This window comes from Streptomyces sp. NPDC004266 (assembly GCF_042874095.1).
Lineage (GTDB): Bacteria > Actinomycetota > Actinomycetes > Streptomycetales > Streptomycetaceae > Streptomyces.
Map to the genome: position 1 here is coordinate 391,900 of NZ_JBIAMM010000001.1, position 26,407 is coordinate 418,306.

At 69.4% G+C, this 26,407-nt stretch carries 24 protein-coding genes and 1 tRNA gene; 14 read left to right on the plus strand and 11 right to left on the minus strand.

Translation table 11 applies throughout. The features are described 5' to 3' along the window. Positions 1-104: 104 nt before the first annotated feature. The gene (locus ACFYUZ_RS01710; protein WP_389305337.1) at positions 105-1,727 is read left to right on the plus strand and encodes an MFS transporter; all 1,623 of its coding nucleotides are present in this window, start codon (positions 105-107) and stop codon (positions 1,725-1,727) included. A gap of 131 nt (positions 1,728-1,858) precedes the next feature. Further along, positions 1,859-2,284: a peptidase inhibitor family I36 protein gene (locus ACFYUZ_RS01715; protein WP_389305339.1), complete on the plus strand. Its 426-nt coding sequence runs from the start codon at positions 1,859-1,861 to the stop codon at positions 2,282-2,284. Here ACFYUZ_RS01715 and ACFYUZ_RS01720 read toward each other — a convergent pair. Together ACFYUZ_RS01720 and aceE are read right to left on the minus strand one after the other, a co-directional pair. Beyond that, positions 2,265-3,071, minus strand: coding sequence for a potassium channel family protein (locus ACFYUZ_RS01720; RefSeq protein WP_389306243.1), 807 nt, complete (start codon positions 3,069-3,071; stop codon positions 2,265-2,267). The two genes, ACFYUZ_RS01715 and ACFYUZ_RS01720, sit on opposite strands and share 20 nt — an antisense overlap. 94 nt (positions 3,072-3,165) lie before the next feature. Next, positions 3,166-5,898: a pyruvate dehydrogenase (acetyl-transferring), homodimeric type gene (gene aceE, locus ACFYUZ_RS01725; protein ID WP_389305340.1), complete on the minus strand. Its 2,733-nt coding sequence runs from the start codon at positions 5,896-5,898 to the stop codon at positions 3,166-3,168. Positions 5,899-6,328: 430 nt separating this feature from the next. Between aceE and ACFYUZ_RS01730 the strand changes: the two genes are divergently transcribed. The 6 genes from ACFYUZ_RS01730 to ACFYUZ_RS01755 all read left to right on the plus strand — a co-directional run bounded on the left by ACFYUZ_RS01730 (position 6,329) and on the right by ACFYUZ_RS01755 (position 10,718). Continuing rightward, on the plus strand, positions 6,329-6,751 hold the full coding sequence (locus tag ACFYUZ_RS01730) for a DUF3052 domain-containing protein (protein ID WP_356904628.1): 423 nt from the start codon (positions 6,329-6,331) through the stop codon (positions 6,749-6,751). 120 nt (positions 6,752-6,871) lie between these two features. Beyond that, complete coding sequence (locus ACFYUZ_RS01735) at positions 6,872-7,330, plus strand: peroxiredoxin (RefSeq protein WP_389305342.1); 459 nt, start codon at positions 6,872-6,874, stop codon at positions 7,328-7,330. A gap of 138 nt (positions 7,331-7,468) precedes the next feature. Then, positions 7,469-8,044, plus strand: a complete 576-nt coding sequence (locus tag ACFYUZ_RS01740) for a TerD family protein (RefSeq protein ID WP_030495317.1) — start codon at positions 7,469-7,471, stop codon at positions 8,042-8,044. Between the two features lie 82 nt (positions 8,045-8,126). Continuing rightward, positions 8,127-8,702 carry a TerD family protein gene (locus tag ACFYUZ_RS01745; protein ID WP_225799707.1) on the plus strand — a complete coding sequence of 192 codons (576 nt, stop codon included), beginning with the start codon at positions 8,127-8,129 and terminating at the stop codon, positions 8,700-8,702. 28 nt (positions 8,703-8,730) lie between these two features. Then, the gene (locus ACFYUZ_RS01750; protein ID WP_389305344.1) at positions 8,731-9,879 is read left to right on the plus strand and encodes a DUF475 domain-containing protein; all 1,149 of its coding nucleotides are present in this window, start codon (positions 8,731-8,733) and stop codon (positions 9,877-9,879) included. A gap of 101 nt (positions 9,880-9,980) precedes the next feature. Next, complete coding sequence (locus tag ACFYUZ_RS01755; RefSeq protein WP_389305346.1) at positions 9,981-10,718, plus strand: Tellurium resistance; 738 nt, start codon at positions 9,981-9,983, stop codon at positions 10,716-10,718. A gap of 16 nt (positions 10,719-10,734) precedes the next feature. Here ACFYUZ_RS01755 and ACFYUZ_RS01760 read toward each other — a convergent pair whose 3' ends face one another. Beyond that, positions 10,735-11,640: a TerD family protein gene (locus tag ACFYUZ_RS01760; protein ID WP_389305348.1), complete on the minus strand. Its 906-nt coding sequence runs from the start codon at positions 11,638-11,640 to the stop codon at positions 10,735-10,737. Between the two features lie 185 nt (positions 11,641-11,825). On the opposite strand from ACFYUZ_RS01760, the gene ACFYUZ_RS01765 reads away from it, so the two are divergent. From ACFYUZ_RS01765 to ACFYUZ_RS01775, 3 genes are all read left to right on the plus strand, one after another. Beyond that, positions 11,826-13,010 carry an HpcH/HpaI aldolase/citrate lyase family protein gene (locus ACFYUZ_RS01765; protein WP_389305350.1) on the plus strand — a complete coding sequence of 395 codons (1,185 nt, stop codon included), beginning with the start codon at positions 11,826-11,828 and terminating at the stop codon, positions 13,008-13,010. An 18-nt stretch (positions 13,011-13,028) separates the two neighbouring features. Continuing rightward, on the plus strand, positions 13,029-15,674 hold the full coding sequence (locus ACFYUZ_RS01770) for a phosphoribosyltransferase (protein WP_389305351.1): 2,646 nt from the start codon (positions 13,029-13,031) through the stop codon (positions 15,672-15,674). A gap of 122 nt (positions 15,675-15,796) precedes the next feature. After that, on the plus strand, positions 15,797-16,612 hold the full coding sequence (locus ACFYUZ_RS01775) for an HAD family hydrolase (protein WP_389306245.1): 816 nt from the start codon (positions 15,797-15,799) through the stop codon (positions 16,610-16,612). A gap of 8 nt (positions 16,613-16,620) precedes the next feature. Here the strand turns inward: ACFYUZ_RS01775 and ACFYUZ_RS01780 are convergent, their stop codons facing one another. The 3 genes from ACFYUZ_RS01780 to ACFYUZ_RS01790 form a co-directional block, all read right to left on the minus strand. Continuing rightward, a complete protein-coding gene (locus tag ACFYUZ_RS01780; RefSeq protein ID WP_389305353.1) occupies positions 16,621-16,833 on the minus strand; it encodes a zinc ribbon domain-containing protein in 213 nt (70 codons plus the stop codon). Between the two features lie 155 nt (positions 16,834-16,988). Continuing rightward, positions 16,989-18,401, minus strand: a complete 1,413-nt coding sequence (locus ACFYUZ_RS01785; RefSeq protein WP_389305355.1) for a hypothetical protein — start codon at positions 18,399-18,401, stop codon at positions 16,989-16,991. A 183-nt stretch (positions 18,402-18,584) separates the two neighbouring features. After that, the gene (locus tag ACFYUZ_RS01790; RefSeq protein ID WP_389305357.1) at positions 18,585-19,346 is read right to left on the minus strand and encodes a DUF4097 family beta strand repeat-containing protein; all 762 of its coding nucleotides are present in this window, start codon (positions 19,344-19,346) and stop codon (positions 18,585-18,587) included. A gap of 164 nt (positions 19,347-19,510) precedes the next feature. Between ACFYUZ_RS01790 and ACFYUZ_RS01795 the strand changes: the two genes are divergently transcribed. Beyond that, positions 19,511-19,585: transfer RNA gene (locus ACFYUZ_RS01795), tRNA-Val, on the plus strand. 753 nt (positions 19,586-20,338) lie between these two features. Here ACFYUZ_RS01795 and ACFYUZ_RS01800 read toward each other — a convergent pair. From ACFYUZ_RS01800 to ACFYUZ_RS01815, 4 genes are all read right to left on the minus strand, one after another. Further along, positions 20,339-21,508, minus strand: coding sequence for a restriction endonuclease (locus tag ACFYUZ_RS01800; RefSeq protein WP_389305359.1), 1,170 nt, complete (start codon positions 21,506-21,508; stop codon positions 20,339-20,341). A 469-nt stretch (positions 21,509-21,977) separates the two neighbouring features. Beyond that, positions 21,978-22,616: a hypothetical protein gene (locus ACFYUZ_RS01805; protein ID WP_389305361.1), complete on the minus strand. Its 639-nt coding sequence runs from the start codon at positions 22,614-22,616 to the stop codon at positions 21,978-21,980. A 26-nt stretch (positions 22,617-22,642) separates the two neighbouring features. Further along, the gene (locus ACFYUZ_RS01810) at positions 22,643-23,248 is read right to left on the minus strand and encodes a hypothetical protein (RefSeq protein WP_389305362.1); all 606 of its coding nucleotides are present in this window, start codon (positions 23,246-23,248) and stop codon (positions 22,643-22,645) included. Between the two features lie 347 nt (positions 23,249-23,595). Continuing rightward, positions 23,596-24,186: a hypothetical protein gene (locus tag ACFYUZ_RS01815; protein ID WP_389305364.1), complete on the minus strand. Its 591-nt coding sequence runs from the start codon at positions 24,184-24,186 to the stop codon at positions 23,596-23,598. A gap of 452 nt (positions 24,187-24,638) precedes the next feature. On the opposite strand from ACFYUZ_RS01815, the gene ACFYUZ_RS01820 reads away from it, so the two are divergent. Beyond that, positions 24,639-25,127: a hypothetical protein gene (locus ACFYUZ_RS01820; protein WP_389305365.1), complete on the plus strand. Its 489-nt coding sequence runs from the start codon at positions 24,639-24,641 to the stop codon at positions 25,125-25,127. Between the two features lie 416 nt (positions 25,128-25,543). Here the strand turns inward: ACFYUZ_RS01820 and ACFYUZ_RS01825 are convergent, their stop codons facing one another. Continuing rightward, positions 25,544-25,828: an antibiotic biosynthesis monooxygenase gene (locus ACFYUZ_RS01825; RefSeq protein WP_389305367.1), complete on the minus strand. Its 285-nt coding sequence runs from the start codon at positions 25,826-25,828 to the stop codon at positions 25,544-25,546. 199 nt (positions 25,829-26,027) lie between these two features. Here ACFYUZ_RS01825 and ACFYUZ_RS01830 point away from each other — a divergent pair, with 199 nt between their 5' ends. After that, positions 26,028-26,402, plus strand: a complete 375-nt coding sequence (locus tag ACFYUZ_RS01830; protein ID WP_389305369.1) for a DUF6578 domain-containing protein — start codon at positions 26,028-26,030, stop codon at positions 26,400-26,402. Positions 26,403-26,407 lie beyond the last annotated feature (5 nt).

Below are 26,407 nucleotides of genomic sequence, written 5' to 3' on the forward strand. Positions count from 1 at the left end.
TTTCCGGCATTTCGTCCTGCTCAGCGTACCTGTGAGCTACGTGACAGTTACCGACGCGTGAATCGCTTTGTCAATTGTCAGTGACTGTCATTAGCCTCGTTCGCATGACTAGTCAGACCACCGTGGAAAAGGCCCCGCAGGGTCAGGGGGACGCCCGGGAACCCGCTCCGGTCCCGGCGAAGGGACTGCGCGGCCACCCGTGGTTGACGCTCTTCAGCGTGGCCGTCGGCGTGATGATGGTCGCGCTCGACGGCACGATCGTCGCCATCGCCAACCCGGCCATCAAGGAGGACCTCGGCGCCACCCTCGCCCAGGTCCAGTGGATCACCAACGGATACCTGCTCGCGCTCGCCGTCGCCCTGATCACCGCCGGCAAGCTCGGTGACCGCTTCGGCCACCGGCAGACCTTCCTCATAGGCATCGCCGGCTTCGCCGCCGCCTCCGGCGCCATCGGCCTGTCGCACTCCATCGGGGCCGTGATCGCCTTCCGCGTCCTGCAGGGCCTCTTCGGCGCCCTGCTGATGCCGGCCGCCCTGGGCCTGCTGCGCGCGACCTTCCCCGCCGAGAAGCTGAACATGGCCATCGGCATCTGGGGCATGGTCATCGGCGCCTCCACGGCGGGCGGCCCGATCCTCGGCGGCTTCCTCGTGGAGCACGTCAACTGGCAGTCCGTCTTCTTCGTCAACGTGCCGGTCGGCGTGCTCGCGCTCGTGCTCGGCCTGGTCATCCTCAAGGACCACCGCGCCGAGAACGCGCCGCGGTCCTTCGACCTCCTGGGCATCCTGCTGCTCTCCGGCGCCATGGCCGCCCTCATCTGGGGCATCATCAAGGCCGGTGAGTCCTGGGGCTGGGCGAGCGGCAACACCTGGGGCTGCCTGCTCGGCGCGGTGGTCCTGTTCGCGGTCTTCGCCTTCTGGGAGACGAAGGTCAAGGAGCCGCTCATCCCGCTGGGGATGTTCCGCTCCGTGCCGCTCTCGGCCGGTGTGGTGCTGATGGTCCTGATGGCCTTCGCCTTCATGGGCGGGCTCTTCTTCGTGACCTTCTACCTCCAGGGCGTGAAGGGGCTCGGCCCGGTCGATGCCGGTCTGCACCTGCTGCCGCTGACCGCGATGATGATCGTCTCCTCGCCGCTGGCCGGCGCGCTGATCACCAAGTTCGGGCCGCGCGTGCCGCTCGTCGGCGGCATGGTCTGCACGGCCGTCGCCATGTTCGGCATGATCACGCTCACCTCCGGCACCGGCACCCTCGCCATGTCCCTCTGGTTCGCCCTGCTCGGCCTGGGCCTCGCCCCGGTCATGGTCGGCGCGACCGAGGTCATCGTGGGCAACGCGCCGCTGGAGCTCTCCGGCGTGGCCGGCGGTCTGCAGCAGGCCGCCATGCAGGTCGGCGGCGCGCTCGGCACGGCGGTGCTCGGCGCCGTGATGTCCTCGAAGGTCTCCGACTCCTTCGCGGGGAACTGGAAGGAGGCCGGCATCCCGGTCCCGGCCGACCCGCGCCTCGAACAGGCCGCCGAGTTCGGCATGACGCCGCCGGAGCTGGCCCAGGCGCCGGGGATGACCCCCGGCCTCCTCCAGCAGATCACCGGCGTCATCCACGACACCTTCCTCGACGGCATGGGTCTGGCCTTCACCGTCGCCGGTGGCGTCGCGGTCGTCGCGGCCCTCGTCGCCACGCTCACCAAGCGCGGTGAGAACGCGGAGGCGGGCGGCATGGGCGGTCACATCTGACGCTCGCCCGTCAGGGTTCCCGTAGGGGGCCGTCACCCGTTCGCGTGAACGGGGGCGGCCCCTCTTCCGTTGTCCGGAGACCTCCGCCATCCTCGTGATTACAGAGAGTGACGAAACGGGGGTTCATCAGCATGTATACGAAGACCGTCCTCACCGGCGCGGCCGTCACGGCCCTCCTCCTGACCACCCTCACGGCGGCACCTGCGGCGTCGGCCGTACCGGCAGCCGCGTGGGCCGGGGCTCCGCCCTCCGGCGCCGCGCCGTCCGGGACCGTGCTCGGGGCCTGCGGGCCCGGTCGGCTCTGCCTCTGGCCGAAGCCCGACTTCAAGGGCCGGCCGTGGACGCACGAGCTGGCCACGACCGACATCGACAGCTGCGTCGCCCTGCCGCCGGGCACCTCGGCCCAGTCCCTGGCGAACCGCACGGGCCGGCCGGTCACCACGTACCAGTCGGCGGAGTGCGGGGAGACGGGAGAGTTCGAGACGTACCCGGGGAGGGGGACCTGGGTGCCGCAGACGGCCTACGAGGTCAGAGCGTTCAAGCTCTGGGAGCGGTAGGCGAGGGGACATCGCGCGGCTCGCCCGACCCCGGAGGTCCCGGCGAGGCCGACGCTCCCGGCAGGGCCACCGCCTCAGGCGGGGCCGAGAGCCGGGCCACCTCGGTGCGGAGCGCCCGGACCTCCAGGGTGAGCGCCTCCAGGAGCTCCGTCTGCCGGCGCTCCACCGCGTCGTCCCGGTCGAAGCGGGAGATGAACCAGGCGGCGATGTTGGCCGTGACGACACCGAGCAGGGCGATGCCCGAGAGCATCAGGCCCACCGCGAGGACCCGGCCGAGCCCCGTGGTCGGGGCGTGGTCGCCGTAGCCGACCGTGGTCATCGTGGTGAAGGACCACCACACCGCGTCCCCGAGCGTCTTGATGTTGCCGTGCGGGGCGTCCCGCTCCACGTGCAGCACGGCCAGCGAGCCGAACATCATCAGCCCGACCACCGCGCCCGCCACATACGTGGTGAGCGTTATCTGCGGGGCCATCCGGGCCCGCCGGCCCACGAGGAGGAGCGTGGAGACGACCCGCAGCAGCCGCAGCGGCTGCACCATCGGCAGTATCACCGCCAGCAGGTCCAGCGGATGGCCGCGCACGAAGTGCCGGCGGTCCGGGGCGAGCACGAGACGGACGAGATAGTCGAGCGCGAAGGCGCCCCAGACGGTCCACTCGGCGTAGGTGCACAGCCGGTGCACCCACGGCTCGGCGCCGGGAGCCACGATCGGCACCGCGTAGGCGATGCCGAACACGACCGCGAGCACCAGGAGCGGCGTCTGGGTGCGTTCCTCCCAGCGAAGCTTCATGACGGACATGACCGGCATCGTAAGGAACGGCGAAGGGCGGCGGGACCGCGTCCCACCGCCCTCACCAGCCGAAACGAACGGCCGACGGCGTCCGTCAGGCGTCGCCGCCCGCCGGGCCCGGGTCGGCGGCCGCGACGTCGAGCAGCTGGTAGCGGTCCACGGCCTGCTTCAGGGCCGAGCGCTCGACCTTGCCCTGGCGGGCGAGCTCGGTCAGCACGGCGAGCACGATCGACTGCGCGTCGATGTGGAAGTAGCGGCGGGCCGCGCCGCGCGTGTCCGCGAAGCCGAAGCCGTCCGCGCCCAGCGAGGTGTAGGAGCCGGGCACCCAGCGGGAGATCTGGTCCGGCACCGACCGCATCCAGTCCGAGACCGCGACGAACGGGCCCTCGGAGCCCTGGAGCTTGCGCGTCACGTACGGGACGCGCTGCTCCTCGTCGGGGTGGAGCAGGTTGTGCTCCTCGACGGCCACGGCCTCGCGGCGCAGCTCGGTCCAGGAGGTCGCGGACCAGACGTCGGCCTTGACGTTCCACTCCTCGGCGAGGATCCGCTGCGCCTCGATCGCCCACGGCACGGCGACGCCCGAGGCCATGATCTGCGCCGGGATCGTGCCGGCCTCGGCGGCCCTGAAGCGGTGGATGCCCTGGAGGATGCCGTCGACGTCCACGTTCTCGGGCTCGGCCGGGTGCTGGATCGGCTCGTTGTAGACGGTGAGGTAGTAGAAGACGTCCTCGGCCTCGGGGCCGTACATCCGCCGCAGACCGTCCTTGACGATGTGCGCGATCTCGAAGCCGAACGCCGGGTCGTAGGCGATGCAGGCCGGGTTGGTCGAGGCGAGGAGGTGCGAGTGGCCGTCCGCGTGCTGGAGGCCCTCGCCGGTCAGCGTGGTCCGGCCGGCGGTGGCGCCGAGCACGAAGCCGCGCGCCAGCTGGTCGGCCATCTGCCAGAACTGGTCGCCGGTCCGCTGGAAGCCGAACATCGAGTAGAAGACGTAGACCGGGATCAGCGGCTCGCCGTGCGTGGCGTACGCCGAGCCGGCGGCGATCAGCGAGGCCGTGCAGCCGGCCTCGGAGATGCCGTCGTGGAGCATCTGGCCGGTCGGCGACTCCTTGTAGGCGAGGAGGAGTTCGCGGTCCACCGCCTCGTACTGCTGGCCCAGCGGGTTGTAGATCTTGGCGCTCGGGAAGAAGGCGTCCATGCCGAAGGTGCGGTACTCGTCGGGGGCGATCAGCACGAAGCGCTTGCCGATCTCCTTGTCCCGCATGAGGTCCTTCAGGATGCGGACGAAGGCCATCGTGGTGGCGATCGACTGCTGCCCGGAGCCCTTCCTGGCGGCGGCGTAGGTCTTGTCGTCGGGGAGGGGCAGGGGCTTCGCCCGCACGACCCGGGTCGGGACGTACCCGCCCAGCGCCTTGCGGCGGTCGTGCATGTACTGGATCTCCTCGGAGTCCCGGCCCGGGTGGTAGTAGGGCGGCAGGCCCTCCTCCAACTGCCGGTCCGTCACCGGGATGTGCAGCCGGTCGCGGAAGCGCTTGAGGTCGTCGACCGTCAGCTTCTTCATCTGGTGGGTCGCGTTGCGGCCCTCGAAGTTCGGGCCCAGCGTCCAGCCCTTGACGGTCTGCGCCAGGATCACGGTCGGCTGGCCCGCGTGGGCCTTCGCCGCCGCGTAGGCCGCGTAGATCTTCTTGTGGTCGTGGCCGCCGCGGCCGAGGTGCAGGATCTGCTGGTCCGACATGCCCTCGACCATGGCCCGCAGCCGGTGGTCGTCGCCGAAGAAGTGCTCCCGGATGTAGCCGCCGGTCTCCGTGGCGTACGTCTGGAACTGGCCGTCGGGGGTGGTGTTCAGCTTGTTGACCAGGATGCCGTCGCGGTCCTGCGCGAGCAGCGGGTCCCAGGAGCGGTCCCAGATCAGCTTGATGACGTTCCAGCCGTTGCCCCGGAAGATCGACTCCAGCTCCTGGATGATCTTGCCGTTGCCGCGGACCGGGCCGTCGAGCCGCTGGAGGTTGCAGTTGACGACGAAGGTGAGGTTGTCCAGACCCTCGCGGGCGGCGATGGACAGCTGGCCGAGCGACTCGACCTCGTCCATCTCGCCGTCGCCGAGGAACGCCCAGACGTGCGACGCGGAGGTGTCGGCGATGCCGCGCGCCTCCATGTACCGGTTCATCCGCGCCTGGTAGATCGCGCCGAGCGGGCCGAGGCCCATCGACACCGTCGGGAACTCCCAGAAGTCCGGCATCAGCCGCGGGTGGGGGTACGACGAGAGGCCGTTCGGGAACTTCGACCTCTCCTGGCGGAAGCCGTCGAGCTGGGTGTCGCTCAGCCGGTCCAGAAGGTACGCGCGGGCGTAGATGCCGGGGGAGGCGTGCCCCTGGAAGAAGATCTGGTCGCCGCCGTCGCCCTCGTCCTTGCCGCGGAAGAAGTGGTTGAAGCCGACGTCGTACAGGGAGGCCGAGGAGGCGAAGGTGGCGATGTGGCCGCCGACGCCGATGCCCGGGCGCTGGGCGCGCGAGACCATCACGGCCGCGTTCCACCGGGTGGCGTTGAGGACCTTGCGCTCGATCTCCTCGTTGCCGGGGAAGAACGGCTCGTCCCTGGTGGCGATGGTGTTGACGTAGTCCGTGCTGCGCATCTCGGGCACGGCCACGCGCTTCTCGCGGGCCCGCTCGATCAGGCGGAGCATGAGGTAGCGGGCCCGCTCACGGCCCCGCTCGTCGACGGCCGCGTCGAGGGAGTCGAGCCATTCCTGGGTCTCTTCCGGGTCGAAATCCGGGACCTGGCTGGGAAGGCCGCCAATGATGATCGGGTTGCGATCGGATCCGGGAGCCACGCTCTTCCTTCGCTGTTCGGTGGTGCCCACGGGGCCACGGGCTGGTCAGGAGATGTCCATCGTGTACCCCGCCGGCGCCGGACGTCACATTTACCGAGGGGTAACCCCCGGGGGGTGCCTCGCCCGCCTTCCAGGAGTGAGGGTGCGGTCAAATCGCAACCTTACGCTCAACCCGCGCATGCGTTTCGTCCGGGCGTTCGGCAGACTGAAACCTCAGAAGTCAGCAAAGCGGGACGAAGCATGTGCACCCGATCACGGAGGAGGGACCGGCGGTGCCGGAAGTTGCGGCGAGACGGCCCCAAACGTCACCGTTTCGGCGGTCTCGGCGGCCGGGTACTTGCGCGATCCGCCCCGGCACGTGTGGACTACGGCCAGCGCCACGCGCATACGCGTGGCCCACAGCATTTACCGAATGAGCAGGAGGCAAGCCGTGAGCGCGACCGCGGACCACGCGGAGGAGCGGACCAACCCGGCAGCGAGGCTGGGGTTCGAGCCCGGACAGGTGGTCCAGGAGATCGGCTACGACGACGACGTCGACCAGGATCTCCGTGAAGGCATCGAGTCCGTCATCGGACAGGACCTCGTGGACGAGGACTACGACGACGTCGCCGACGTCGTCGTGCTGTGGTTCCGCGACGAGGACGGCGATCTCACCGACGCCCTGGTGGACGCCATCGGTCTTCTGGAGGACGGCGGCAACATCTGGCTGCTGACCCCGAAGACCGGCCGCGACGGCTACATCGAGCCGTCCGACATCCAGGATGCCGCGCAGACAGCGGGTCTCTCCCAGACCAAGAGCATCAGCGTCGCCAAGGACTGGACGGGCACCCGCCTGGCCGCCCCCAAGCGCTGATCACCACGCTGCGAGGAGCCCCCGCCGGTCCGCCGGCGGGGGCTTTCGTGCGCAGGCCGTAGGGTGGGGTTCACCGGTACGGCCCAAGGCCCGGGCCCCGTCGAAAGGGACGCGTACGCGATGGCGATCGAGGTCGGCACCAAGGCCCCGGAGTTCCAGCTCAAGGACAACCACGGCCGGACCGTGCGGCTCTCCGACTTCCGCGGCGAGAAGAACGTGGTGCTGCTCTTCTACCCCTTCGCCTTCACCGGCGTCTGCACCGGGGAACTGCGCGAGCTCCGCGACAACCTCCCGGCGTTCGTCAACGACGACACCGAGCTCCTCGCCGTCTCCAACGACTCCATCCACACCCTCCGCGTCTTCGGCGACCAGGAGGACCTGGAGTTCCCGCTGCTCTCCGACTTCTGGCCGCACGGCGCGGCCTCCCGGGCCTACGGCGTCTTCGACGAGGAGAAGGGCTGCGCGGTCCGCGGCACCTTCGTCATCGACAAGGAGGGCGTCGTCCGCTGGACCGTCGTGAACGCCCTGTCGGACGCCCGCGACCTGCGCGACTACGTGAGGGCCCTCGAAGCGCTCTGAGCGCCCCGAGGCCGACACCCGCGGATTCACCGGGCGAATCGACTGTTTCGACCGGGAACCCGTCACTAGGATCCAGACGTTGATCCGATGCCAACGCACGACTGGGGGCGCTGCCCCTGGAAACCTATGGAGGGACTCGTGGGAGTCAGCCTCAGCAAGGGCGGCAACGTCTCGCTGACCAAGGAGGCCCCTGGCCTCACCGCCGTGACCGTCGGTCTGGGCTGGGACGTCCGCACCACCACCGGTACGGACTTCGACCTCGACGCCAGCGCCATCCTGGTGAGCGAGGCGGGCAAGGTCCGCAACGACCAGGACTTCGTCTTCTTCAACAACCTGAAGAGCGCCGACGGCTCGGTCGAGCACACCGGTGACAACCTCACCGGCGAGGGCGAGGGCGACGACGAGCAGGTCAAGGTCAACCTGGCCGGCGTGCCGGCCGACGTGGCCAAGATCGTCTTCCCGGTCTCGATCTACGACGCGGAGAACCGCCAGCAGTCCTTCGGCCAGGTGCGCAACGCGTTCATCCGCGTCGTGAACCAGGCCGGCGGCGCCGAGATCGCCCGGTACGACCTCTCCGAGGACGCCTCGACCGAGACCGCCATGGTCTTCGGTGAGCTCTACCGGCACGGCGCGGAGTGGAAGTTCCGCGCCGTCGGCCAGGGGTACGCCTCGGGCCTGCGCGGCATCGCGCAGGACTTCGGCGTCAACGTCTGAGCCGAACCGTTCGAACCGTCCGGCGCCGCACCTCCCGTGTGGCGCCGGACGTGCCTCATCACCACCGGGGAGGAACCGAATCATGGGCGTCACGCTCGCCAAGGGAGGCAACGTCTCCCTCTCCAAGGCCGCACCCAACCTGACCCAGGTCCTCGTGGGGCTCGGCTGGGACGCGCGCTCCACCACCGGAGCCCCCTTCGACCTCGACGCCAGCGCCCTGCTGTGCCAGGCCGGCCGGGTGCTCGGGGACGAGTACTTCGTCTTCTACAACCAGCTCCGCAGCCCCGAGGGGTCCGTCGAACACACCGGCGACAACCTCACCGGCGAGGGTGACGGGGACGACGAGTCGCTCATCGTGGACCTCACCAAGGTGCCGGCCCACTGCGACAAGATCGTCTTCCCGGTGTCGATCCACGACGCCGACAACCGCGGCCAGAGCTTCGGCCAGGTCAGCAACGCGTTCATCCGCGTCGTGAATCGGCTGGACGGCCAGGAGCTCGCCCGGTACGACCTTTCGGAGGACGCCTCCACGGAGACCGCGATGATCTTCGGCGAGCTCTACCGCTACAACGGCGAATGGAAGTTCCGGGCGGTGGGACAGGGGTACGCGTCCGGGCTTCGGGGCATCGCTCTAGACTTCGGGGTCAACGTTTCGTAAAGCCTGTAATTTCACGATGGGGTAGACAGTGATTCTGAAAACCTTCGGCTGGTCGTTCGCGATCACTGTGCTCGGCTTGGCCGTGGCGGTGCTCTACGGGGGGTGGGAGGCGTTCGGGATCGTCGCGATCCTCTGCGTCCTGGAGATCTCCCTGTCGTTCGACAACGCGGTGGTCAACGCCGGAATCCTGCAGAAGATGAATGCCTTCTGGCAGAAGATCTTCCTCACGGTCGGCGTGCTCATCGCGGTCTTCGGCATGCGCCTCGTCTTCCCCGTCGTGATCGTCGCCATCAGCGCGAAGATCGGCCCCCTCGAAGCCGTCGATCTCGCGCTGAACGACGCCGACAGGTACCAGGAGCTGGTGACCGACGCGCACCCGTCGATCGCCGCCTTCGGTGGCATGTTCCTGCTGATGATCTTCCTCGACTTCATCTTCGAGGACCGGGACATCCAGTGGCTGCGCTGGATCGAGCGCCCGCTCGCCAAGCTCGGCAAGGTCGACATGCTGTCGGTCTGCATCGCGCTGGTCGTCCTGCTCATCACCTCCATGACCTTCGCGACCCAGGCCCACCAGCACGGCGGCGCGCACGTCGACAAGGCGCAGACGGTCCTGGTCTCCGGCATCGCCGGCCTCATCACGTACCTCGTCGTCGGCGGCCTCTCCGGCTACTTCGAGAACAAGCTGGAGGAGGAAGAGGAGCGCGAGCACGAGGCCGAGGAAGAGGCCAAGCGCACCGGCAAGAAGGTCTCCGCGGTCCAGCTGGCCGGCAAGGCCGCCTTCTTCATGTTCCTCTACCTGGAGGTCCTCGACGCCTCCTTCTCCTTCGACGGTGTCATCGGCGCCTTCGCCGTCACCAACGACATCGTCCTGATGGCGCTCGGCCTGGGCGTCGGCGCCATGTACGTCCGTTCGCTGACGGTCTACCTGGTCCGCCAGGGCACCCTCGACGACTACGTCTACCTGGAGCACGGCGCCCACTACGCGATCGGCGCCCTGGCCGTGGTCCTCATGATCACCATCCAGTACGAGATCCCCGAGATCGTCACCGGTTCCATCGGCGTCCTGCTCATCGCCTGGTCCTTCTGGTCCTCCGTCCGCCGCAACAAGCGGCTCGCGGAGGCCGAGGGCGGCTCCGGCCCCTCGGACGACAAGACCGAGGTGCCGTCCGGGGTGTGACACCCCCGGCGGCGAGGAACGCTTCACTGCGGGGCGGCCGATGCACCGGCCGCCCCGCAGGCATGTGCACGGCGTAGACGACCAGTGGGGGTGAAGGCGGCATGGCCTTCTGGGACAACCTGTTTCCGACGAGGGCGGCGCAGTTCGACTCGGGCAGCGCCGCGTCGAACGCGATCGACCTGACGAAACGGCGGCCGACCGTCTCGCTCACCAAACAGGGCGCCGCCACCGGCAACCTCCGGGTCAACCTCTCCTGGCGGATGCGCACCTCCGACATCGAGGGCCGCTCCCGGCAGAGCGGCCGGCTGCTGCGGAACCCGGCCCAGCTCTTCAAGCCCGAGGTCGTCCAGGCCCACACCCAGGGCATGGTCAACGTCGACCTCGACCTCGGCTGCCTCTACGAGCTCACCGACGGCAGCAAGGGCGTCGTGCAGCCCCTCGGCGGCTTCTTCGGCGACCTCAACACGGCCCCGTACGTGAAGCTCAGCGGCGACGACCGCTTCGGGGGCTCCTCGGGCGAGACGGTCTTCGTCAACCTGGACCACCGGGACGAGATCAAGCGCCTGCTGTTCTTCGTCTACATCTACGACCAGACGCCGGCCTTCGACCGCACGCACGCCAAGGTCACGCTCTACCCGAGCAACGGCCCCCGGATCGAGATCGAGCTCGACGAGCGCGCCCCGCAGGCCCGCTCCTGCGCCGTCTTCTCCATGGAGAACGTCAAGGGCGAGCTGACGGTCCGCCGCGAGGTGCGGTTCGTGTACGGCTTCCAGGCCGAACTGGACCGGCTGTACGGCTGGGGGCTCCAGTGGGGGCGCGGCTACAAGACCAAGGCGTAGGGCCCTGTCCGCCGGCTCAGCTCCGGACGAACTGGGGCCCCATCGGAGGCATGCGGAACTCCGGCGCCGGGTTCTGCTCGGGGGCGGTCACGGGCTGCGGGTAGCCGTACGCGGGGGCCGGGGCGTTCCCCGGCTGCTGCGGGTACCCGTAGGCGGGCGCCCGGTCCGGCATGGGGGGCACCCGGTCCGGCATGGGCGGCACGGCCGGCTGCGGCGGCACGGGAGTGTGGGCCACGGTCAGGTCGGGGTCGTGGGAGCCGCCCGCGGGGGAGCCGGCGGCCGACGCGCCCTCCGGGGAGCCGGAGACGCCGCCGACCGGCCCCTGGGCGTCCCGGGAGGCGTCCGGGGCGCCCCCCAGGGCCGCGTCCTCCGCCGCGTCCTCGTCGACCGAGATGCCGAAGTCCGTGGCGAGACCGACGAGCCCCGTCGGATAACCCTGCCCCACCGCGCGGAACTTCCAGCCGTCCCCGCGCCGGTACAGCTCGCCGCAGATGACCGCCGTCTCCTCGCCGGTCTCCGCCGTCACGTCGAACAGGGCCAGCGGCTCGCGCTCCGTCCCGGCCACCGCGTCGTACAGCAGGATCCGCAGGTCGGAGACGGAGCGGAAGGTGCCGCCGTCGGAGGAGGCCGCGATCACCACCCGGTCGACCGAGACGTCGAGCGCCGCCAGATCGGCCTCCACGGTGTCCGTCAGGCCCTCGGAGACCCGCTTCTTCGGCAGCCGTCGCACCAGCCCCGAGGGGTGGCGCGGCTGGTTGTAGAAGACGAAGTCCTCGTCGGACCGCACGCGGCCGGAAGGCCCGAGGAGCAGGGCCGAGGCGTCCACGTCGGGGACCCCGGGGCCCGGGGTCCAGCGGAGCACGGCCCGTACGGCCGCGGTGTCGAGAGGGACGTTGGAGCCCTTCTGCATCGCGTGCGTCATGACCGCAATCCTGCCCTCCCGCCCGACCCGCGGACAACGCGGGGGCGCTCCCGATACCGGAACGTGGCGCGGGACGCCGGTCGGTTACCTGAATTTCATGCGCCCAGGGAACTACGGACACCCGCACCTACGTACTATTACCGGCCACATGTCATCAGGGCCGGAGAGGCAGACGGGGGACTCACATGCGTCATTTCGGGCACATCCCGTCCGCGGTGCGGACCGGGCTGTTCCACCAGGAGCCGGCCGACTTCACGGCCGACTCGCCCGCGCGCACGCTCGCCGTGGCCCTGGGCGCCACGCTCTACAGCCCGGCCACCCGGCCCCGGCTCGCCGACGCCGTGCGCAAACAGGCCGGACGCGGCGTGGTCTCCATGGTGCTCTGCCTGGAGGACTCCATCAGCGACGCCGACGTCGAGGCGGGCGAGGACAACCTAGTCCGGAACTTCGCCGACCTCGCCGCCGGGACCGGGACGGACGCCGGCACCGCCCCGGACCTGCCCCTGCTCTTCATCCGGGTCCGCGAACCGCACCAGATCACCGACCTCGTCGACCGCCTCGGCGCGTCCGTCCGCCTGCTGTCCGGATTCGTACTGCCCAAGTTCACCGAGGCCCGCGGCCGCGCCTTCCTCGAAGCGCTCGCCGAGGCCGAGCGGACCACCGGGCGGCGCCTCTTCGCCATGCCCGTCCTGGAGTCCCCCGAGCTCCTCCACCTGGAGACCCGGGCCGAGACCCTCGCCGGGATCGCCTCGATCACCGACAAGTACCGCGACCGCGTCCTCGCCCTCCGCCTCGGCGTCACCGACTTCTGCTCCGCCTACGGCCTGCGCCGCTCGCCCGACATGACCGCGTACGACATCAAGATCGTCGCGAACGTCATCGCCGACGTCGTCAACGTCCTCGGCCGCTCCGACGGCACCGGCTTCACCGTCACCGGACCCGTCTGGGAGTACTTCCGCCCCGGCGAGCGCATGTTCAAGCCGCAGCTGCGCCGCAGCCCCTTCCTCGAAGGCCGCGCCGAGGACCTGCGCACCGCCCTCATCGAGCACGACCTCGACGGCCTGCTGCGCGAGATCGAACTCGACCGGGCCAACGGCCTGCTCGGCAAGACCTGCATCCACCCCACCCACGTGGTGCCGGTGCACGCCCTCTCCGTCGTCAGCCACGAGGAGTGGAGCGACGCCCAGGACATCCTGCGGCCCGACCGGGACGGCGGCGGCGTGCTCCGCTCCGCCTACACGAACAAGATGAACGAGGTGAAGCCGCATCGCGCGTGGGCCGAGCGCACCCTCCTGCGCGCCGAGGTCTTCGGCGTCGCCAAGGAGGACGTCGGCTTCGTGGATCTGCTCACCGCCGGCCTGGCCGGCTGACGAAGGGACGTCGACGACGTGGTGTGGACCGGAACGTGGGTCGCGGAGCGACTGGGCGTCGAACTGATCGGCGGCGAGGAGCTACCGGCCCTGTTGGGCCTCGCACTGCGTCGCAACCCCAAGCGCGCGCACCTGCTGGTCTCCAACGTGCTCGGCAAGCACGTGCCGCAGCGGCCCTCCCTGGTGTACGGCTCCGGCCTCGCCCTCGGCCGCAGCGTCCGCGCACTGCTCGGCGACGAGGAGGCCGCCCGGTCCGTCGTCCTCGGCTACGCGGAGACCGCCACCGCCCTCGGGCACGCCGTCGCCGACGGCCTCGGCCTCGCCCCGTACCTCCACTCCACCCGCCGCCCGGTGGCCGGCGTCGCCCGCGCGGGCGGCTTCGAGGAGTCCCACTCCCACGCCACCTCGCACCTCCTGCTGCCCGAGGACCCCGAGCTCCTCGCGGGCGACGGCCCCCTCGTCCTCGTCGACGACGAGTTCTCCACCGGCAACACCGTCCTGAACACCATCCGCGCCCTGCACGAGCGCTACCCGCGCGAGCGGTACGTCGTCGTGGCCCTCGTCGACATGCGCTCCGCCGCCGACGCCGGCCGCCTGGACGCCTTCGCGACGGAGATCGGCGCCCGCGTCGACCTGATCGCCGGCGCGGCCGGCACGGTCCGCCTCCCGGACGGGGTCCTGGAGAAGGGCCAGGCGCTGGTGGCGGAACACGAGAAGGCGCAGGGGACGGAGACCGGCCCCGTGCGCCGCGTGCCGCGGGAGGCACCCGTACGGGTGGAACTCGGCTGGCCCGAGGAACTCCCCGACGGCGGCCGGCACGGCTTCACGACCGAGCACCGGGAGCGCCTGGAGACGGCGCTGCCGGGGATGGCGAACCGGATCGCGGAGGCGCTCGGCACCCCGGCGGGGACGGGGGCGGGGAAGGCCCGGCCCGCCCCCGGGGCCCAGGCTCAGACCCAGTCCCAGGTTCAGCCCCAGACCGAGTCCCAGGCCCAGACCGAGTCCCAGGCCCAGCCCCAGGCCCAGGTTCAGCCCCAGACCGAGTCCCAGGTTCAGCCCCAGCCCCAGCCCCAGGCCCAGCCCCAGCCCCCGGCCCGACCCGGGGAACGGCCCCCGGCGAACCCCCGCGTGCTCGTCCTCGGCTTCGAAGAGCTGATGTACGCGCCGCTGCGCCTCGGCACCGCCCTGGAGGACGCCGGTCACGACGTCCGCTACTCGACCACCACCCGCTCGCCCGTCCTCGCCGTCGACGACCCCGGCTACGCGATCCGCACCCGACTCGTCTTCCCGGCCCACGACGACCCCGCCGACGGGCCCGGCGAGCGCTACGCCTACAACGTCGCGGGCGCGGGCTTCGACGCCGTCGTCCTCGTCGTCGACTCCACCGCCGACACCCCGGCCCTGCACGCCCCGGACGGCCTGCTCGCCCAGCTCGCCGCGCACATCCCGCGCGTCGTGCTCGCGGTGGTCCCGTCCCACGTCCCCACGGCCTCCGTCACCGAAGCTCCCGAAAGGAGCTCCATGCTGCCCGAGCCCCTCCGCGGCCCCGCCTTCTCCTCGTACGCACCCGAAGAGGTCGGCTGGCTGCTCCAGGACCTCTCGGACGTCGAACTCGAGGCACCCACCGAGGAACGGGAGGAGGCCATCCAGAGCGGCGGCGCCCACTACGCCGAGTCGCTCCCCGTCGAGTACCAGCCCAGCGAGCGCTACCAGGAGCTCTTCCACACCGCCCTGGAGAGCTCCGCCGCCCGGATGGCCCGCGCGGTCGGCACGGTCACCGAGACCGTCCTCGCCGAGCGGTCCGCACGCCCCGTCCTGGTCTCCCTCGCCCGGGCCGGCACCCCCGTCGGCGTCCTCATGCGCCGCTGGGCGCAGGCCCGCCACGGCCTCGACCTCCCGCACTACGCCGTGTCCATCGTGCGCGGCCGCGGCATCGACGCCAACGCGCTGCGGTGGCTCGCCGCCCACCACGACCCGGCCGACGTCGTGTTCGTCGACGGCTGGACCGGAAAGGGCGCCATCACCCGCGAACTCGCCGAAGCGATCAAGGAGTTCGACGGCTTCGACCCGGAGATCGCGGTCCTCGCCGACCCCGGCTCCTGCGTCCGCACCTACGGCACCCGCGAGGACTTCCTCATCCCGTCCGCGTGCCTCAACTCCACGGTCTCCGGCCTGATATCGCGCACGGTCCTCCGCTCCGACCTCGTCGGACCGAACGACTTCCACGGCGCCAAGTTCTACCGCGAGCTGGCCGGGTCCGACGTCTCCGGGGCCTTCCTCGACGCCGTCGCCGCCCGCTTCGACGAGGTCGCCGCGACCGTCGACACGGACGTCAAGGAGCTCCTGGCCGCCGACCGCACCCCCACCTGGGAGGGCTGGGCGGCCGTCGAGCGGATCAGCGAGGAGTACGGCATCCACGACGTCAACCTGGTCAAGCCGGGCGTCGGCGAGACCACCCGCGTCCTGCTCCGCCGCGTCCCCTGGAAGATCCTCGCCAAGCGGGGCGCCGACGCCGAGCTCGCGCACGTCCGGCTGCTCGCCGAGCAGCGCGGCGTACCGGTCGAGGTGGTCGACGAACTCCCGTACAGCTGCGTGGGACTGATCCACCCCCAGTACACGAGGGGCGCCACGGGCGCCGACGGCAAGGCGGTGGTGTCCCGGTGAGCACGCAGACGAGCACGCCGACCGGTCCCGAGACCTCGACGGGCCCCGAGACCTCGAACGAGACCGGGCCCGAGACCGAGACCTCGACGGGGCCGGAGACCCCGACCGCGACCGGGACCGGCATCAGGACGGGCACGACCCTGGTCGCCAGCGACCTCGACCGCACCCTCATCTACTCGACCGCGGCCCTCGCCCTCGGCATGCCGGACGCCCAGGCCCCCCGGCTGCTCTGCGTCGAGGTCCACGAGTCCAAGCCGCTCTCCTACATGACCGAGGACGCGGCCGAACTCCTGGCGCGGCTGACCGCCGAGACCGTCTTCGTGCCCACCACGACGCGGACGCGCAAGCAGTACCAGCGCATCCAGCTCCCGGGCACCGCACCGGCGTACGCGATCTGCGCCAACGGCGGACACATCCTCGTCGACGGCGTCTCCGACCGCGACTGGCACGAGTCCGTCCTGCGCAGGCTCGACGACGAATGCGCGCCGCTCTCCGAGATCCGCGCCTACCTCACCGCCACCACGGACCTGTCCTGGGTGCGCAAGCACCGGGTGGCCGAGGACCTCTTCGCCTACCTGGTCGTCGAGCGGGAGCGGCTCCCCGAGGACTGGCTGGACCGCTTCGGCGGCTGGGCGGGCGACCGCGGCTGGACCGTCTCGCTCCAGGGCCGCAAGGTGTACGCCGTACCGAAGCCGCTCACCAAGAGCGCGGCCGTCCGCGAGGTCGCCCGCCGCACCGGCGCCACGCTCACCCTGGCCGCCGGGGACTCCCTCCTCGACGCCGACCTGCTGCTCGCCGCCGACCGGGCCTGGCGCCCGGGCCACGGCGAACTCGCCGACAGCGACTGGACGGCACCCCACCTCGACGTCCTCGCGGAGCGCGGAGTGGCGGCGGGGGAAGAGATCCTCCGCCGCTTCCGGGCGGCCGTCGCCGGCTGACCTGAGGGTCAGCCGCAGCAACCCCCGCCGCAGCAGCCGCCGCCGCCCCCGCTCGGGGCGGGGGCGGCACCGGCGGCACCGCCGACGGCCACGGCCGACAGCAGCTTCACGGTGTCGTCGTGCCCGACGGGGCAGGCGGCGGGAGCGGAGGACTCGGCCATGGGACGGCTGAGCTCGAAGGTGTCGTCGCAGGTGCGGCAGCGGTATTCGTAACGAGGCATGGCACCAGGCTAACGGCGGCGGCGCCGGCGACCACCGGGCGGACGGGCGCCCGCCCGGGCCTCACAGGGCAGCCGAGCGACCGCCCCGGCCCTCCCCGCCCCGATCAGCGACTCAGCGACCGGCCCGGGAACGGGCTCGGGGACGGCCGGGCCGTTCAGTGACCGGAGCCCCGTTCCTCCCGGATCTGCCCGACGACCCGGGCGGCGGTGGCGCGGACGGCCTCCAGTTCGGTCAGGAAGTGCCAGTAATCGGGGTGGCGGCCCTCCAGCCCGTCCACGGCCCGGTCGAGCCGGGCGACGGCGTCGTCGAGGGGCCGGGCGTGGCGGGGGTCGGGCGTGTTCCGTCCGGCCATCGCGAGCCGCTGGGCGTCCCGTACCGCGAACCGCGCCCGGTCGGTCTCCGCCTTCGGGTCCTTCGCGACGGCGTCCAGGCGGCGCAGCCGGTCACCGGCGGCCGAGACGGCCTCGTCGGTCGAGTCGAGCAGCGCGCGGGCCGTGGAGAGCAGCGAGGTCGCGTCGGGCCAGCGCTGCTCGGCCCGCGCCCTTCCGGCCTCGGCGAGCCGCTCCTCGGCCTGCCGGAGCGTCGCGACGGCCTGCTCCGGCACGTGCTGGAGGTCCTGCCAGCAGGCGGCCGAGTACCGCCGGCGCAGCTCGGAGAGGACGGGCTCGACGCCTCCCGCGCGGGTGGTGAGCGCCTCGGTGCGGGTACGCAGCGACACCAGGCGCTTGTCGATCTCGGCGGCCCGCTCGGGCAGCCGCTCGGCCTCGGTCCGCACGGCCTCGGCGTCCCGCAGCACCCGGTCGGCGCGCTGGAGCGTCTCGGCGACCCCGTGGCGGCCCGCGCCCTCGTTGAGACGGGTGAGCTCGGGCCCGAGCGCGGCGAGCCGCGCGGCCAGGTCGTCGGCGCGCAGCCCGCTCTCCCGGGCGCCGTCCAGGGCGCCGCTCGCGCCCCGCAGGGCCTGCCGGGCCCGCTCGACGGCGGGCGCGAGGCGGGCGAGCTGGGTCTCGGCGCGCCCGAGGAGAGGGGCGAGCCCTTGCTCGAACCGGTCCAACTCGCCCTTGACGCGGTCGAGCTCCTCCTTGGCGCGGGTCAGATCGGCGCGGGCGCGCGAGGCGGTGGCGGCGTCCAACTCGTCCCGATCGAGGTCATGCGCGTCGACGGCACTGATGTAGCCGTGGCTGACCTCGTCGATCCGCCGCCCGAGCGCCTCGAACCCGTCGACGGCGCGGCGCGCCTCGGGGGAGCCGTCCACGGCGGTGATCGTCTCGATGGAGATGCGCAGCCCGCGCTGGGCGGTGTCGAGCTCGTAGAAGGCGGCCGCGGCGGCGTCCTTGGCGGCCTGGGCCTCGGCCCGCTGCCCCTCTCCGCGTCCCCCGAACCAGCGACGGGTCCCGCCGCCCGCGAAGGCCTGCGGCAGCAGCGCGCCCACGAGCAGGGGCAGCGCGAACGCCAGCCGGAACGCGGAGGAACCCCCGGGCGCCGATGTGCCCCCAGGGGGCGTCCTGTCGATCAGGCCGGGCCCGCGGCGTCCGGCACCGCGCCCCGCCGTGTCGTCGTGGGTCGGCATGGCTCCGCCATGACTCCCCCCTCCGCCCCGCGATGTCCGGTGCCGGACGCCGCTCCCTGATCCGGCCTGATCGACAGGACACCCCCTAGCGTCGCTCGCCGCCACGTACTACTCCCCGTGCTCTGTCCGCCGTGCCCGGTCCGGTTCATTCTCCCACCCGGTAAGGACGAACACACGGCCCGGTCAGTTCACCGTACGAACGGCGACGTCCCCGTTGTCGCTGCGCAGACTCACGACGTGCCCGCTGCCGTCGCGGCGGGGCACGTCGATCCGGACGTCGCCGTTGTCGCTGGAGCCGGAGGCGGCGTACTCGGCCTCGGGCACCGTCACGGTCACGTCGCCGTTGTCGGTGACGACGTCGACCTTGCGGGGGACGGCGGCGAGGGTGATGCGCACGTCCCCGTTGTCGGACCGGACGGCGACCTCGGCCGAGGTGACGGAGCCGTCGACGTCCAGATCCCCGTTCCCCCCACCGAGATCGAGCGCTCCGCTGACCTTCCGTACCCGCACGTCCCCGTTGTCGGACCGCACCTTCAGGGGCGTGTCGAACCCCTCGGCGGTCACGCCCCCGTTGTCGTCCTCGACGGTGACGGCGACACCGCGGGGCACCTGGATCCGGTGCACGGCAGAGCAACTCGCCGCGACGGCATCACACTCCACCCGCAACGTGAGCCGCCCGTCCACCAGCTTCCAGTCGGCGTCGGGCCCGGACCCCATGAACACCCACCCGTCGACCTGCCGCTCCACCCGCACGTCGTCGACGTCGGCGGGCGTGATCACCAGCTCGGAGTCGTCCGAGTCGACGATGAGCGCGTCCCCGTCGAACGCGAACGTCTTCCGCTCCACCGGCGCCCCCTCGACGTCGGCACCGCTCCCGCACCCCGCGAGCACGAGCACGGCGACCCCGGAAGCGAGCAGCGCACGGGACGTGCGGCGTACGGCCATGACGATCAATCCCCCAGAAGCGACGTCCACGATCCCCCGACCGTAGAACCCCGCCACCCCCCGTCACGATCCGGCGACCCACCGTCCAGGGGGTAGGGCTACCCCCAGCACCCATCCGTTTGCGACACCCACCCACCGGCCATGTAGGCTGTTGCCTCTTCCACGGGTGCGTAGCTCAGGGGTAGAGCGCTGCTCTTACAAAGCAGATGTCGGCGGTTCGAAACCGTCCGCGCCCACCAGGGAAAAGGCCCCCAGCCGATCATGGCTGGGGGCTTCTCCATGCCACACGGATGCCACATGACATCCACGCTCGACCGCTACGACGGCGGTCGATCACGACTGGGGCGGCTTCTGAGCGGCTACTCCATGCAACCGCCCGCCCCGCGCTGCGTTCCCGCACGTCAGTGACTACGTCTACAGGGACCGCGATCCGGACCCGCCGGAGGAGAAGACCCCCGGCCAGTGCGACCTGCCAGCCGATCGCACGCTAACAGCCCAGGCACTGCAGTGCGGTAAGAGTTTCTCTACTTCATCAAGGCACCCGCCGCGCACAGCGCGGCGCGCGCGGCCCGTCGCCCGGGCCTGCGCTCCTGTCTCCGCCCCGCTCCAGCCCGGCCGCCGTCCGCACGCCTGACAGCTTGGGTTGATGGGTGACGAACCCACGAGGTGGCCGAGGCGGTACGCGAGTGCGGCTCAAGACGATGCCTCCGGCGGGGGCGCTCCGACTCCGGGATGGAGGGGGGCCGTGGGCGGGTGCCGGCTGGTGGGTTGTGGCGGTGGGGGGCTCCCATCCTGTCTGCCGTCGACCCAGGCAGAGCCGAGCAGACACGGCACCGGGCCCGCTCCACGGTGTGTGGACCGACGGCAGACGGGATGGGAGAGTTGGGGGGAATCTCGCAGCAAGAGCAGCGGATCGCTCCTACTCGCGCCCCGCAATTTACCCCTTGGCTTTCGAAATTCCAGCCGACGTCAGGTATTCAGCCCTGGATGAGTTACTTAAGACCGTGCGCGGCCGCGATGTGAGGCCGCTGTGCGAGGAGGGTTTTCAGTCTGCTGTTAGGCCACAGGTCGATGTGGGGTGCTTTCCCCTCAGAGTTGTGTTGCTCCGCCCAAGCCACGGCGTCCGTCGTAAAGCGGCCGCTAGTAGCGATGATTAGGCCCCGCACTAGCGTAGGCCCCCACAGCTTGCCGGCTGTTACTGACTCCATGACAGCAGTGGCATTAACCGAACGGCTTAGCCAGTGTTTTGCTTGCACGATCACTCGTTCCGTACGGACACCCCCGGAACCGTCTTTGAGGACACGGTCCAGCGAGAGGTCACGTCCACGGTCAGGAGCACGAGTTTGCGTCAGCCACTCGACGTTCTGGTGCTCTGGAATGGCTCGCAGCAGGTCATAGAGGAGCCGTTCAAACCCGTCGTCGCGCAGCCGATCCCACGGTAGGGCCAACGTGGCTGCTCCCGTGAGATCACCAGAGGCTGCCTGCCCAAGGTCGATGTCTGGGACGGGCAATGGATCACTATCACCCAGAGCCTGGGCCTGGATGCCCGTGCGCACGGCTGGCCAATCGAATTCAGCGATGTCATGCCAGTCGTGCCCCTGGCTGAATCGCATGTGTCGAATTAGATCCCACCATCGATCAATGCTTTCGGCGTCCTCGCCCAAGAGTCTAGCGATTTCCCGAATCGCCGTATCGATCCTATCGGTCGAGTCGTTAGTCAATTGCTCCAACGAGTCGCGCTTCGTACCCTCGACGGCGATAGGGAGCGCTGCGTCGACGGTGGCGACGAGTTGCTCCAAGCGGCCTCGGGCAGCTCGCCGGCGAGCCCGGTCGAGTCGATATCGGTAGGCGGCAAGGTCCACAGCTGGCTTGTCGGTAGCATCATCCACCGCGGTTGTCGGAACACCGGCTTCGAAGCATTCAAGGTATGCCTGGCCAACTTCCTGGATGTCCGGAAGGGGGTCGCTGATGGTCCAGCCATCGATGAGTGGAAGCCCGGGGAGGAGGTCTGCCCAGGCGGCCCGGAGCCCGTCATACTCGATATTCGAGCCGAGTTGCGGGCCGGTCGGAATGAGGGGTTGCGCCCGCTCCCACACCCCTTCGAGCTTCTTCAAGTTGGCCGTCGTGCGGTCCATGGCAGCGAGCAGCTCTTCCAGATCCATGGCTACAGAGTCGCACCTACAGCAAGAGCGTGGGGGGCTTTCGGCACCACCAACTACGAAGACCAGACGGCTCCGCCTGGCTCCCGCAATCATGAGTCGAGCCCCAACGGCCACCGATGTCCAAGGCCACCGACATGCCTCCGGCGGGGGCCTCAGGCTCCGGGATGGCGGGGGCGCCGTACGCGGGTGCCGGCCGGTGGGGTGTGACGGTGGGGAACTCCCATCCCGCCTGCCGTCGACCCAGGCAGAGCCGAGCAGACACGGCACCGGGCGTCCAGGTCGTTCGTACAGTGGCGCGCTCCACCTGGACGCCCGGCACCGCGCCTGCTCCACGGTGTGTGGGCCGACGGCAGACGGGACGGGAGTCGGGGGTGCGGATAGCGCAAAGGCTGCCTGCGGCTTCAAGTTCGTAGCGGCGTCTTAGCCGACCCTGAGTTCACCAGTGCAGGAATCGAAAATTCCCGATCTTTCAGGAATGCCTAAAGCGCAGGTGCACGAAATCAGAAACCACACCTGAGATCGCTTCGTCAAATCCATGGCGGTTGGCTACGGTAAGGCGAAGTTGCCAAATTAGGCCTTGAACCCTCAGTAGCTTTGTTTCAGCCAGCGCTTGCAGAGATGGCCAGGGGCACCTGATGTGCGCCTCTTCTAGATACTCCACGCCCTTCCAGAGGTCAGCTGGATTATGCAGGCTTTCCCACCAGTCCGGGTCCTTCAAGTACAGCTTTGCAACGTCAGAACTGAACACAGAGAGATCCGCCGCCGACACGAACGCAGGAGTGCCCGTCTCCTTCGCATGCTTGTGGATCAAAATGCTCGGAGTGGTGTCGCATTTCAGTACGGCAAGCTTCGCATCAACGTCACGAACCGGAACCGGCCGACTGTAACTACCGTCAAGGAATGACGGGATTAGAGAATACTCTGCAGCCGAAAGCAGGATTAGGTTTTTGACCAAAGGCAAATCATCGGCCAGTTCACTCTCGTATTCGCCCCATGACTGACAGAATCTTTCAACGACCTCCAAAGCGTTGGGCGCATACTGGAAAAGACCGTGATGTTCGAGCACCGGAACGAGCCCTTCTGAGGGCTTTTTAACCTCTTCAGTCATTCCCTTGACCTGAATCCGAGAGCAGACTATGTGAACAGCGAGAAGGCGATGCAGGTAAGGCCGTAACTGGCACTCCAAAGGGTCATGTTATACAAGATGCTCGCCACTACCTGACAGGGGACCGTCGGCAGATCAACTACAACAAGCGTATACAACAGAAGGCCAAGGATGACGCCCGCCACAAGGGCCACTGCACCGACTTGAACAGTGAGGTCAACGTCTCGATTTTTCGCAAAGGCGAAAACTAGCCCCAAAGCCACACCTTGAACGGTTACGGTCAGCTTCGCAGCTTCAGCCATGATGGATGCCTGGCTCGATTGACCTCCACTTCCATGCACGTTCTGCGTCCCAAACTCAGCCAAGAATCCCCAGAGCAAGTTTGCGCCAAGATAGAGGAAAATTACCGGGGAAAGGGTGAAGGTTGCAATGATTAGAGTGATGGGCACGCTCGAATTAAGCATAACGAGGGCTGTGATCAACGCCAGGATTCCAGCGGCAACCTGAGTGGTTACAATTAGGCGCCGAGCAATCTCACCAGAACGCTCCTGGTTTCCTGTCCCGTCTTTATCCTCGCTACCGTTATCTCTCTGCTCCCCCGATTGAGACTTCCCCCCTTCGGCTTCGCTGGCCATCGAGCCTCCGTTTGATTCGATAGGTCTCAGCCTGCCGGAGCGACACTGATCCCGGAGGAAGGGTTACTGCATATGGTGGAATAATTTCACCCCCGAGACCTACAGCCGCAGCGCCATGGGCGACGCAGACGCCCGGAACATCGCTGAGCCCCGATGGGGCGTGCCGTATCCGTGCCAATATCACGTGGGGAGCCTCGGTGAAGGAGGGGCATTGGCGGGCGCCGGGATCCGCTCTCTGATCATCGGTGTGGGCCAGGCCAATGATCGTCCTCCCTCTCTTGCAAAGCAGGGCTTCATGACACGGGCGGCAAGGCTTGGGTGGGCTGGCTACTGCGCCAACCAATCGGTCAACTGGAGACGTCACGATCTAGTGCCGTACTTGCATGTTGGAGGAACTCGCGAACAACACCGTCCAATTGCTTCAGCTTCTCAGGAAACTTTGAGGTGTCATAGGCAACGATCGCGTCACCTACCTCGTCGGAGAGGCGAGCGAAGCTCAGCAGGATTCGAAACGGGGCAACGAGGTCGCTGGACAGCTCCGTTACCTTGGTCACGAACGGTTCGATGTCAGCTGGTCCGTCAAGGACAACGTGCCGGCCGAATCGGCTCACATCGTCAGCGAGCACTATGGCCCGATCAACGTAGCCGTCCTTAAACTCACTGCTCTTCAGGTATGACGTAGGATCTGTGGCTTCGTTTTTCGAGATCCTCGTCCGGTCGAGGAGCCGCCCGAAGTGCACCCAGGGTTGTAGGTGATCGTGGAATGTCATGGCAGCGGACGAGAACGCCTCGTAGGAGGCTCGACGTGGCGCCCTACGTTCACGCACCGCCTCATTGCGCATCTGCATCTTGGTTGCTGACCTTGCGGTCCAGCCAGTCACGATCACGCCTACTGTTCCGACTCCGGCACCCAGCACAGCAGCTATCCCTGCATCCATGACGACGATGATGCCGCCATAGTCGCTTCCGAGTAGCGCACTTGATCGAGAAGGCGAAGAAAGCACACCCTTCCACGGGTCGATGGTGCGGTTTTCACTCGGAGCTGGAGGGTAGTTGGGTCGACCACGAGGCAGCCCTGGCTGGGTGTGCGGCCGAGCTTGGCGACCTGGAGGGCAGGAAAGCTAGACGATCGCGTGCGCGAGCGTTTCGGACTCCTTGGCTAACTGCCCCCGGGCGTCGCAGAAGCAGACTCCTCGCCGAGTCCCAACTCCGCAAGTCACGGCCTATTCGTGGACGGCCGTACGTCATCGTGCCCGCGCTAGGCCTCTGACCTGGCAGAACTCGTGATCCGCACGCGCCCTCCGGAGCCGTGTGCAGGCAAGGTACTGAGGCCTCCGAACCAATGGCAATCTGCTGGTCAACACGTCTTGCACCCTCCACGATGGCCGTCATGGACCGGTTGCAGGACAGTGCGTGGCAGTACGTGGCGGAGGTGCTCCGCCCTGAGGATCTCCCGATGCTCGCTGCGCACGCGCTGGTTGACGGGCACGACTCTCCTGCCCTCCGTGAGCTGGCCGGCCTGCCGCGCCGGAGCGATGCGACCGAGGTCCGCGAGCTGTACCTCCAGGCGCTGAGCGAGCTCGACGTGCCTCTTCCTGACGAGGAGACGGCCGGCCGACGTCTCCTCGTGAGCCTCGCGGTCGGTCTCGCGCAAGGCGCGCTGAGTCCCAGGGAAGTGGGCGACGGTCTCTCGATGACCGTTACGGCACGCACCCGGGAGGAGGCGCAGTTCCTCTCCACCGCAGCGGAGTACAGCGAATGGATCCAGCCGGATGATCTCCTGGCATGGGGACGCGAGCTACAAGCGGCAGCCCAGTTGTTGGCGGCTTCTACCGATCTTGGCCCTGGCATCCACGTACCAGCTTCGCGACACGACTGACCGCCTGGCCTCGGCGCGCTCGCGTGCCAGATCCGTGCCAGGGCGAGCGGTCACCCACGGGCACCCGGAGCCCGTCGGGGGGTAAACGCCCGTCGGGGGACTCGTCGCCTGGCACGCGCGACGACCAGCGAGTACGTATCCGCGCGTGGTGCCAGGTCTGCGAAGCGGACGTCGGCGGTTCGAAACCGTTCGGGCCCGGCAGTCCGGAGGCCCCGGGCGGTCATGGTCCGGGGTCTTCGGTGGCCCTGGTGGGCGTCAGTGGGGTGGTCGGTCGCGGCCGGGCTCTCGTCGGCGGAGGTCCGGTGTGAGGGTGAGGGTGAGGTGTGCGGCCGGGGCGTGTGGGGGGTCCTCGGCTGTGGGCGGATCGTGTGGTGGGTGGCATCGGGGCCCTGGTCGGCGGCCCGGTTCGCAGGGCGTCATCCAGCGGCCACCACCGGGCCGGCCGTGACCTGAGGAGGGTGGGGGAGCAGCGGTGCGAGGTTCTCCCTCACGAAGTCCGCCGCCCGTTCGATCGATTCCTCGGCGCCGGATCGGTCCTCGAAGACGCTGGTGGAGACCATCACCCCGTCCCCGGCGTCCACCCAGTAGTAGGCCACGAAGCCGGGGACTCGGCGCAGGAGGGGCACGAATCCCTCGGCCACCTGGCGTCCTGCCTCGGCGGAGTCGGTCACTCCTTCGTAGCGCCGGATCACTGCGTACATGCTGATCTCCTCGTGGGTCCCAAGGTCACCTTGCGTGAAACGACATACCCCCGTCGGTCGCCTCTCGCTCGGGGAACGTCCGGAGGTGACCTGGATAGACGCACCGGCTCCGTCAGGGAGAAGGCCTCGGACCGATCGTGGTCCGGGGTCTTCGGTGTGCGTCGTGACGGTGGACGGGGCGGCCGGCGGACAAGGGGGCATGGCGGTGACCGTCTGGGTCGATGACTGGCAGATGCAGTGCTGTGGGGAGGGCTTCGCGTCGGGCGGGGTCGTCTCGTGGAACCTGGTGCGGGTCGATCCGGAGGATTACGCCGATGTCGTCGGGGAGCGGCAGGCGGCCGCGATCGACTTCCGTGAGGAGCACCATGGGCAGCGGCCGGACCGCGAGGCCGTCTCGCTGGAGGTGCTGACGGTCGTCGAGGTCCACTGTCGCCACGAGGCGTCCCCGGGCATGACCGCCTTCCCCGTGCCGGGTACCGCCGTACTGGTTCCGGTCGAGGAGGCGGACGGGTGGGCCGAGGCTCGGCCGGGTGTTCGTTTCGCGGGGTACCTGGTGACCGCCCGCTTGGCGTAGGGGTG

Bases quoted from the DNA above. Each gene is read 5' to 3' on its own strand.
- ACFYUZ_RS01760 (WP_389305348.1), bottom strand. From the start codon at position 11,640: ATGACGCACGCGATGCAGAAGGGCTCCAACGTCCCTCTCGACACCGCG.
- ACFYUZ_RS01820 (WP_389305365.1), top strand. From the start codon at position 24,639: ATGGACCGGTTGCAGGACAGTGCGTGGCAGTACGTGGCGGAGGTGCTC.
- ACFYUZ_RS01735 (WP_389305342.1), top strand. From the start codon at position 6,872: ATGGCGATCGAGGTCGGCACCAAGGCCCCGGAGTTCCAGCTCAAGGAC.
- ACFYUZ_RS01755 (WP_389305346.1), top strand. From the start codon at position 9,981: ATGGCCTTCTGGGACAACCTGTTTCCGACGAGGGCGGCGCAGTTCGAC.
- ACFYUZ_RS01790 (WP_389305357.1), bottom strand. From the start codon at position 19,346: ATGGCCGTACGCCGCACGTCCCGTGCGCTGCTCGCTTCCGGGGTCGCC.
- ACFYUZ_RS01745 (WP_225799707.1), top strand. From the start codon at position 8,127: ATGGGCGTCACGCTCGCCAAGGGAGGCAACGTCTCCCTCTCCAAGGCC.
- ACFYUZ_RS01780 (WP_389305353.1), bottom strand. From the start codon at position 16,833: ATGCCTCGTTACGAATACCGCTGCCGCACCTGCGACGACACCTTCGAG.
- ACFYUZ_RS01720 (WP_389306243.1), bottom strand. From the start codon at position 3,071: ATGAAGCTTCGCTGGGAGGAACGCACCCAGACGCCGCTCCTGGTGCTC.
- ACFYUZ_RS01825 (WP_389305367.1), bottom strand. From the start codon at position 25,828: ATGTACGCAGTGATCCGGCGCTACGAAGGAGTGACCGACTCCGCCGAG.
- ACFYUZ_RS01815 (WP_389305364.1), bottom strand. From the start codon at position 24,186: ATGGATGCAGGGATAGCTGCTGTGCTGGGTGCCGGAGTCGGAACAGTA.
- ACFYUZ_RS01810 (WP_389305362.1), bottom strand. From the start codon at position 23,248: ATGGCCAGCGAAGCCGAAGGGGGGAAGTCTCAATCGGGGGAGCAGAGA.
- ACFYUZ_RS01715 (WP_389305339.1), top strand. From the start codon at position 1,859: ATGTATACGAAGACCGTCCTCACCGGCGCGGCCGTCACGGCCCTCCTC.
- ACFYUZ_RS01785 (WP_389305355.1), bottom strand. From the start codon at position 18,401: ATGCCGACCCACGACGACACGGCGGGGCGCGGTGCCGGACGCCGCGGG.
- ACFYUZ_RS01800 (WP_389305359.1), bottom strand. From the start codon at position 21,508: ATGGATCTGGAAGAGCTGCTCGCTGCCATGGACCGCACGACGGCCAAC.
- ACFYUZ_RS01805 (WP_389305361.1), bottom strand. From the start codon at position 22,616: ATGACTGAAGAGGTTAAAAAGCCCTCAGAAGGGCTCGTTCCGGTGCTC.
- ACFYUZ_RS01830 (WP_389305369.1), top strand. From the start codon at position 26,028: ATGGCGGTGACCGTCTGGGTCGATGACTGGCAGATGCAGTGCTGTGGG.
- ACFYUZ_RS01710 (WP_389305337.1), top strand. From the start codon at position 105: ATGACTAGTCAGACCACCGTGGAAAAGGCCCCGCAGGGTCAGGGGGAC.
- ACFYUZ_RS01765 (WP_389305350.1), top strand. From the start codon at position 11,826: ATGCGTCATTTCGGGCACATCCCGTCCGCGGTGCGGACCGGGCTGTTC.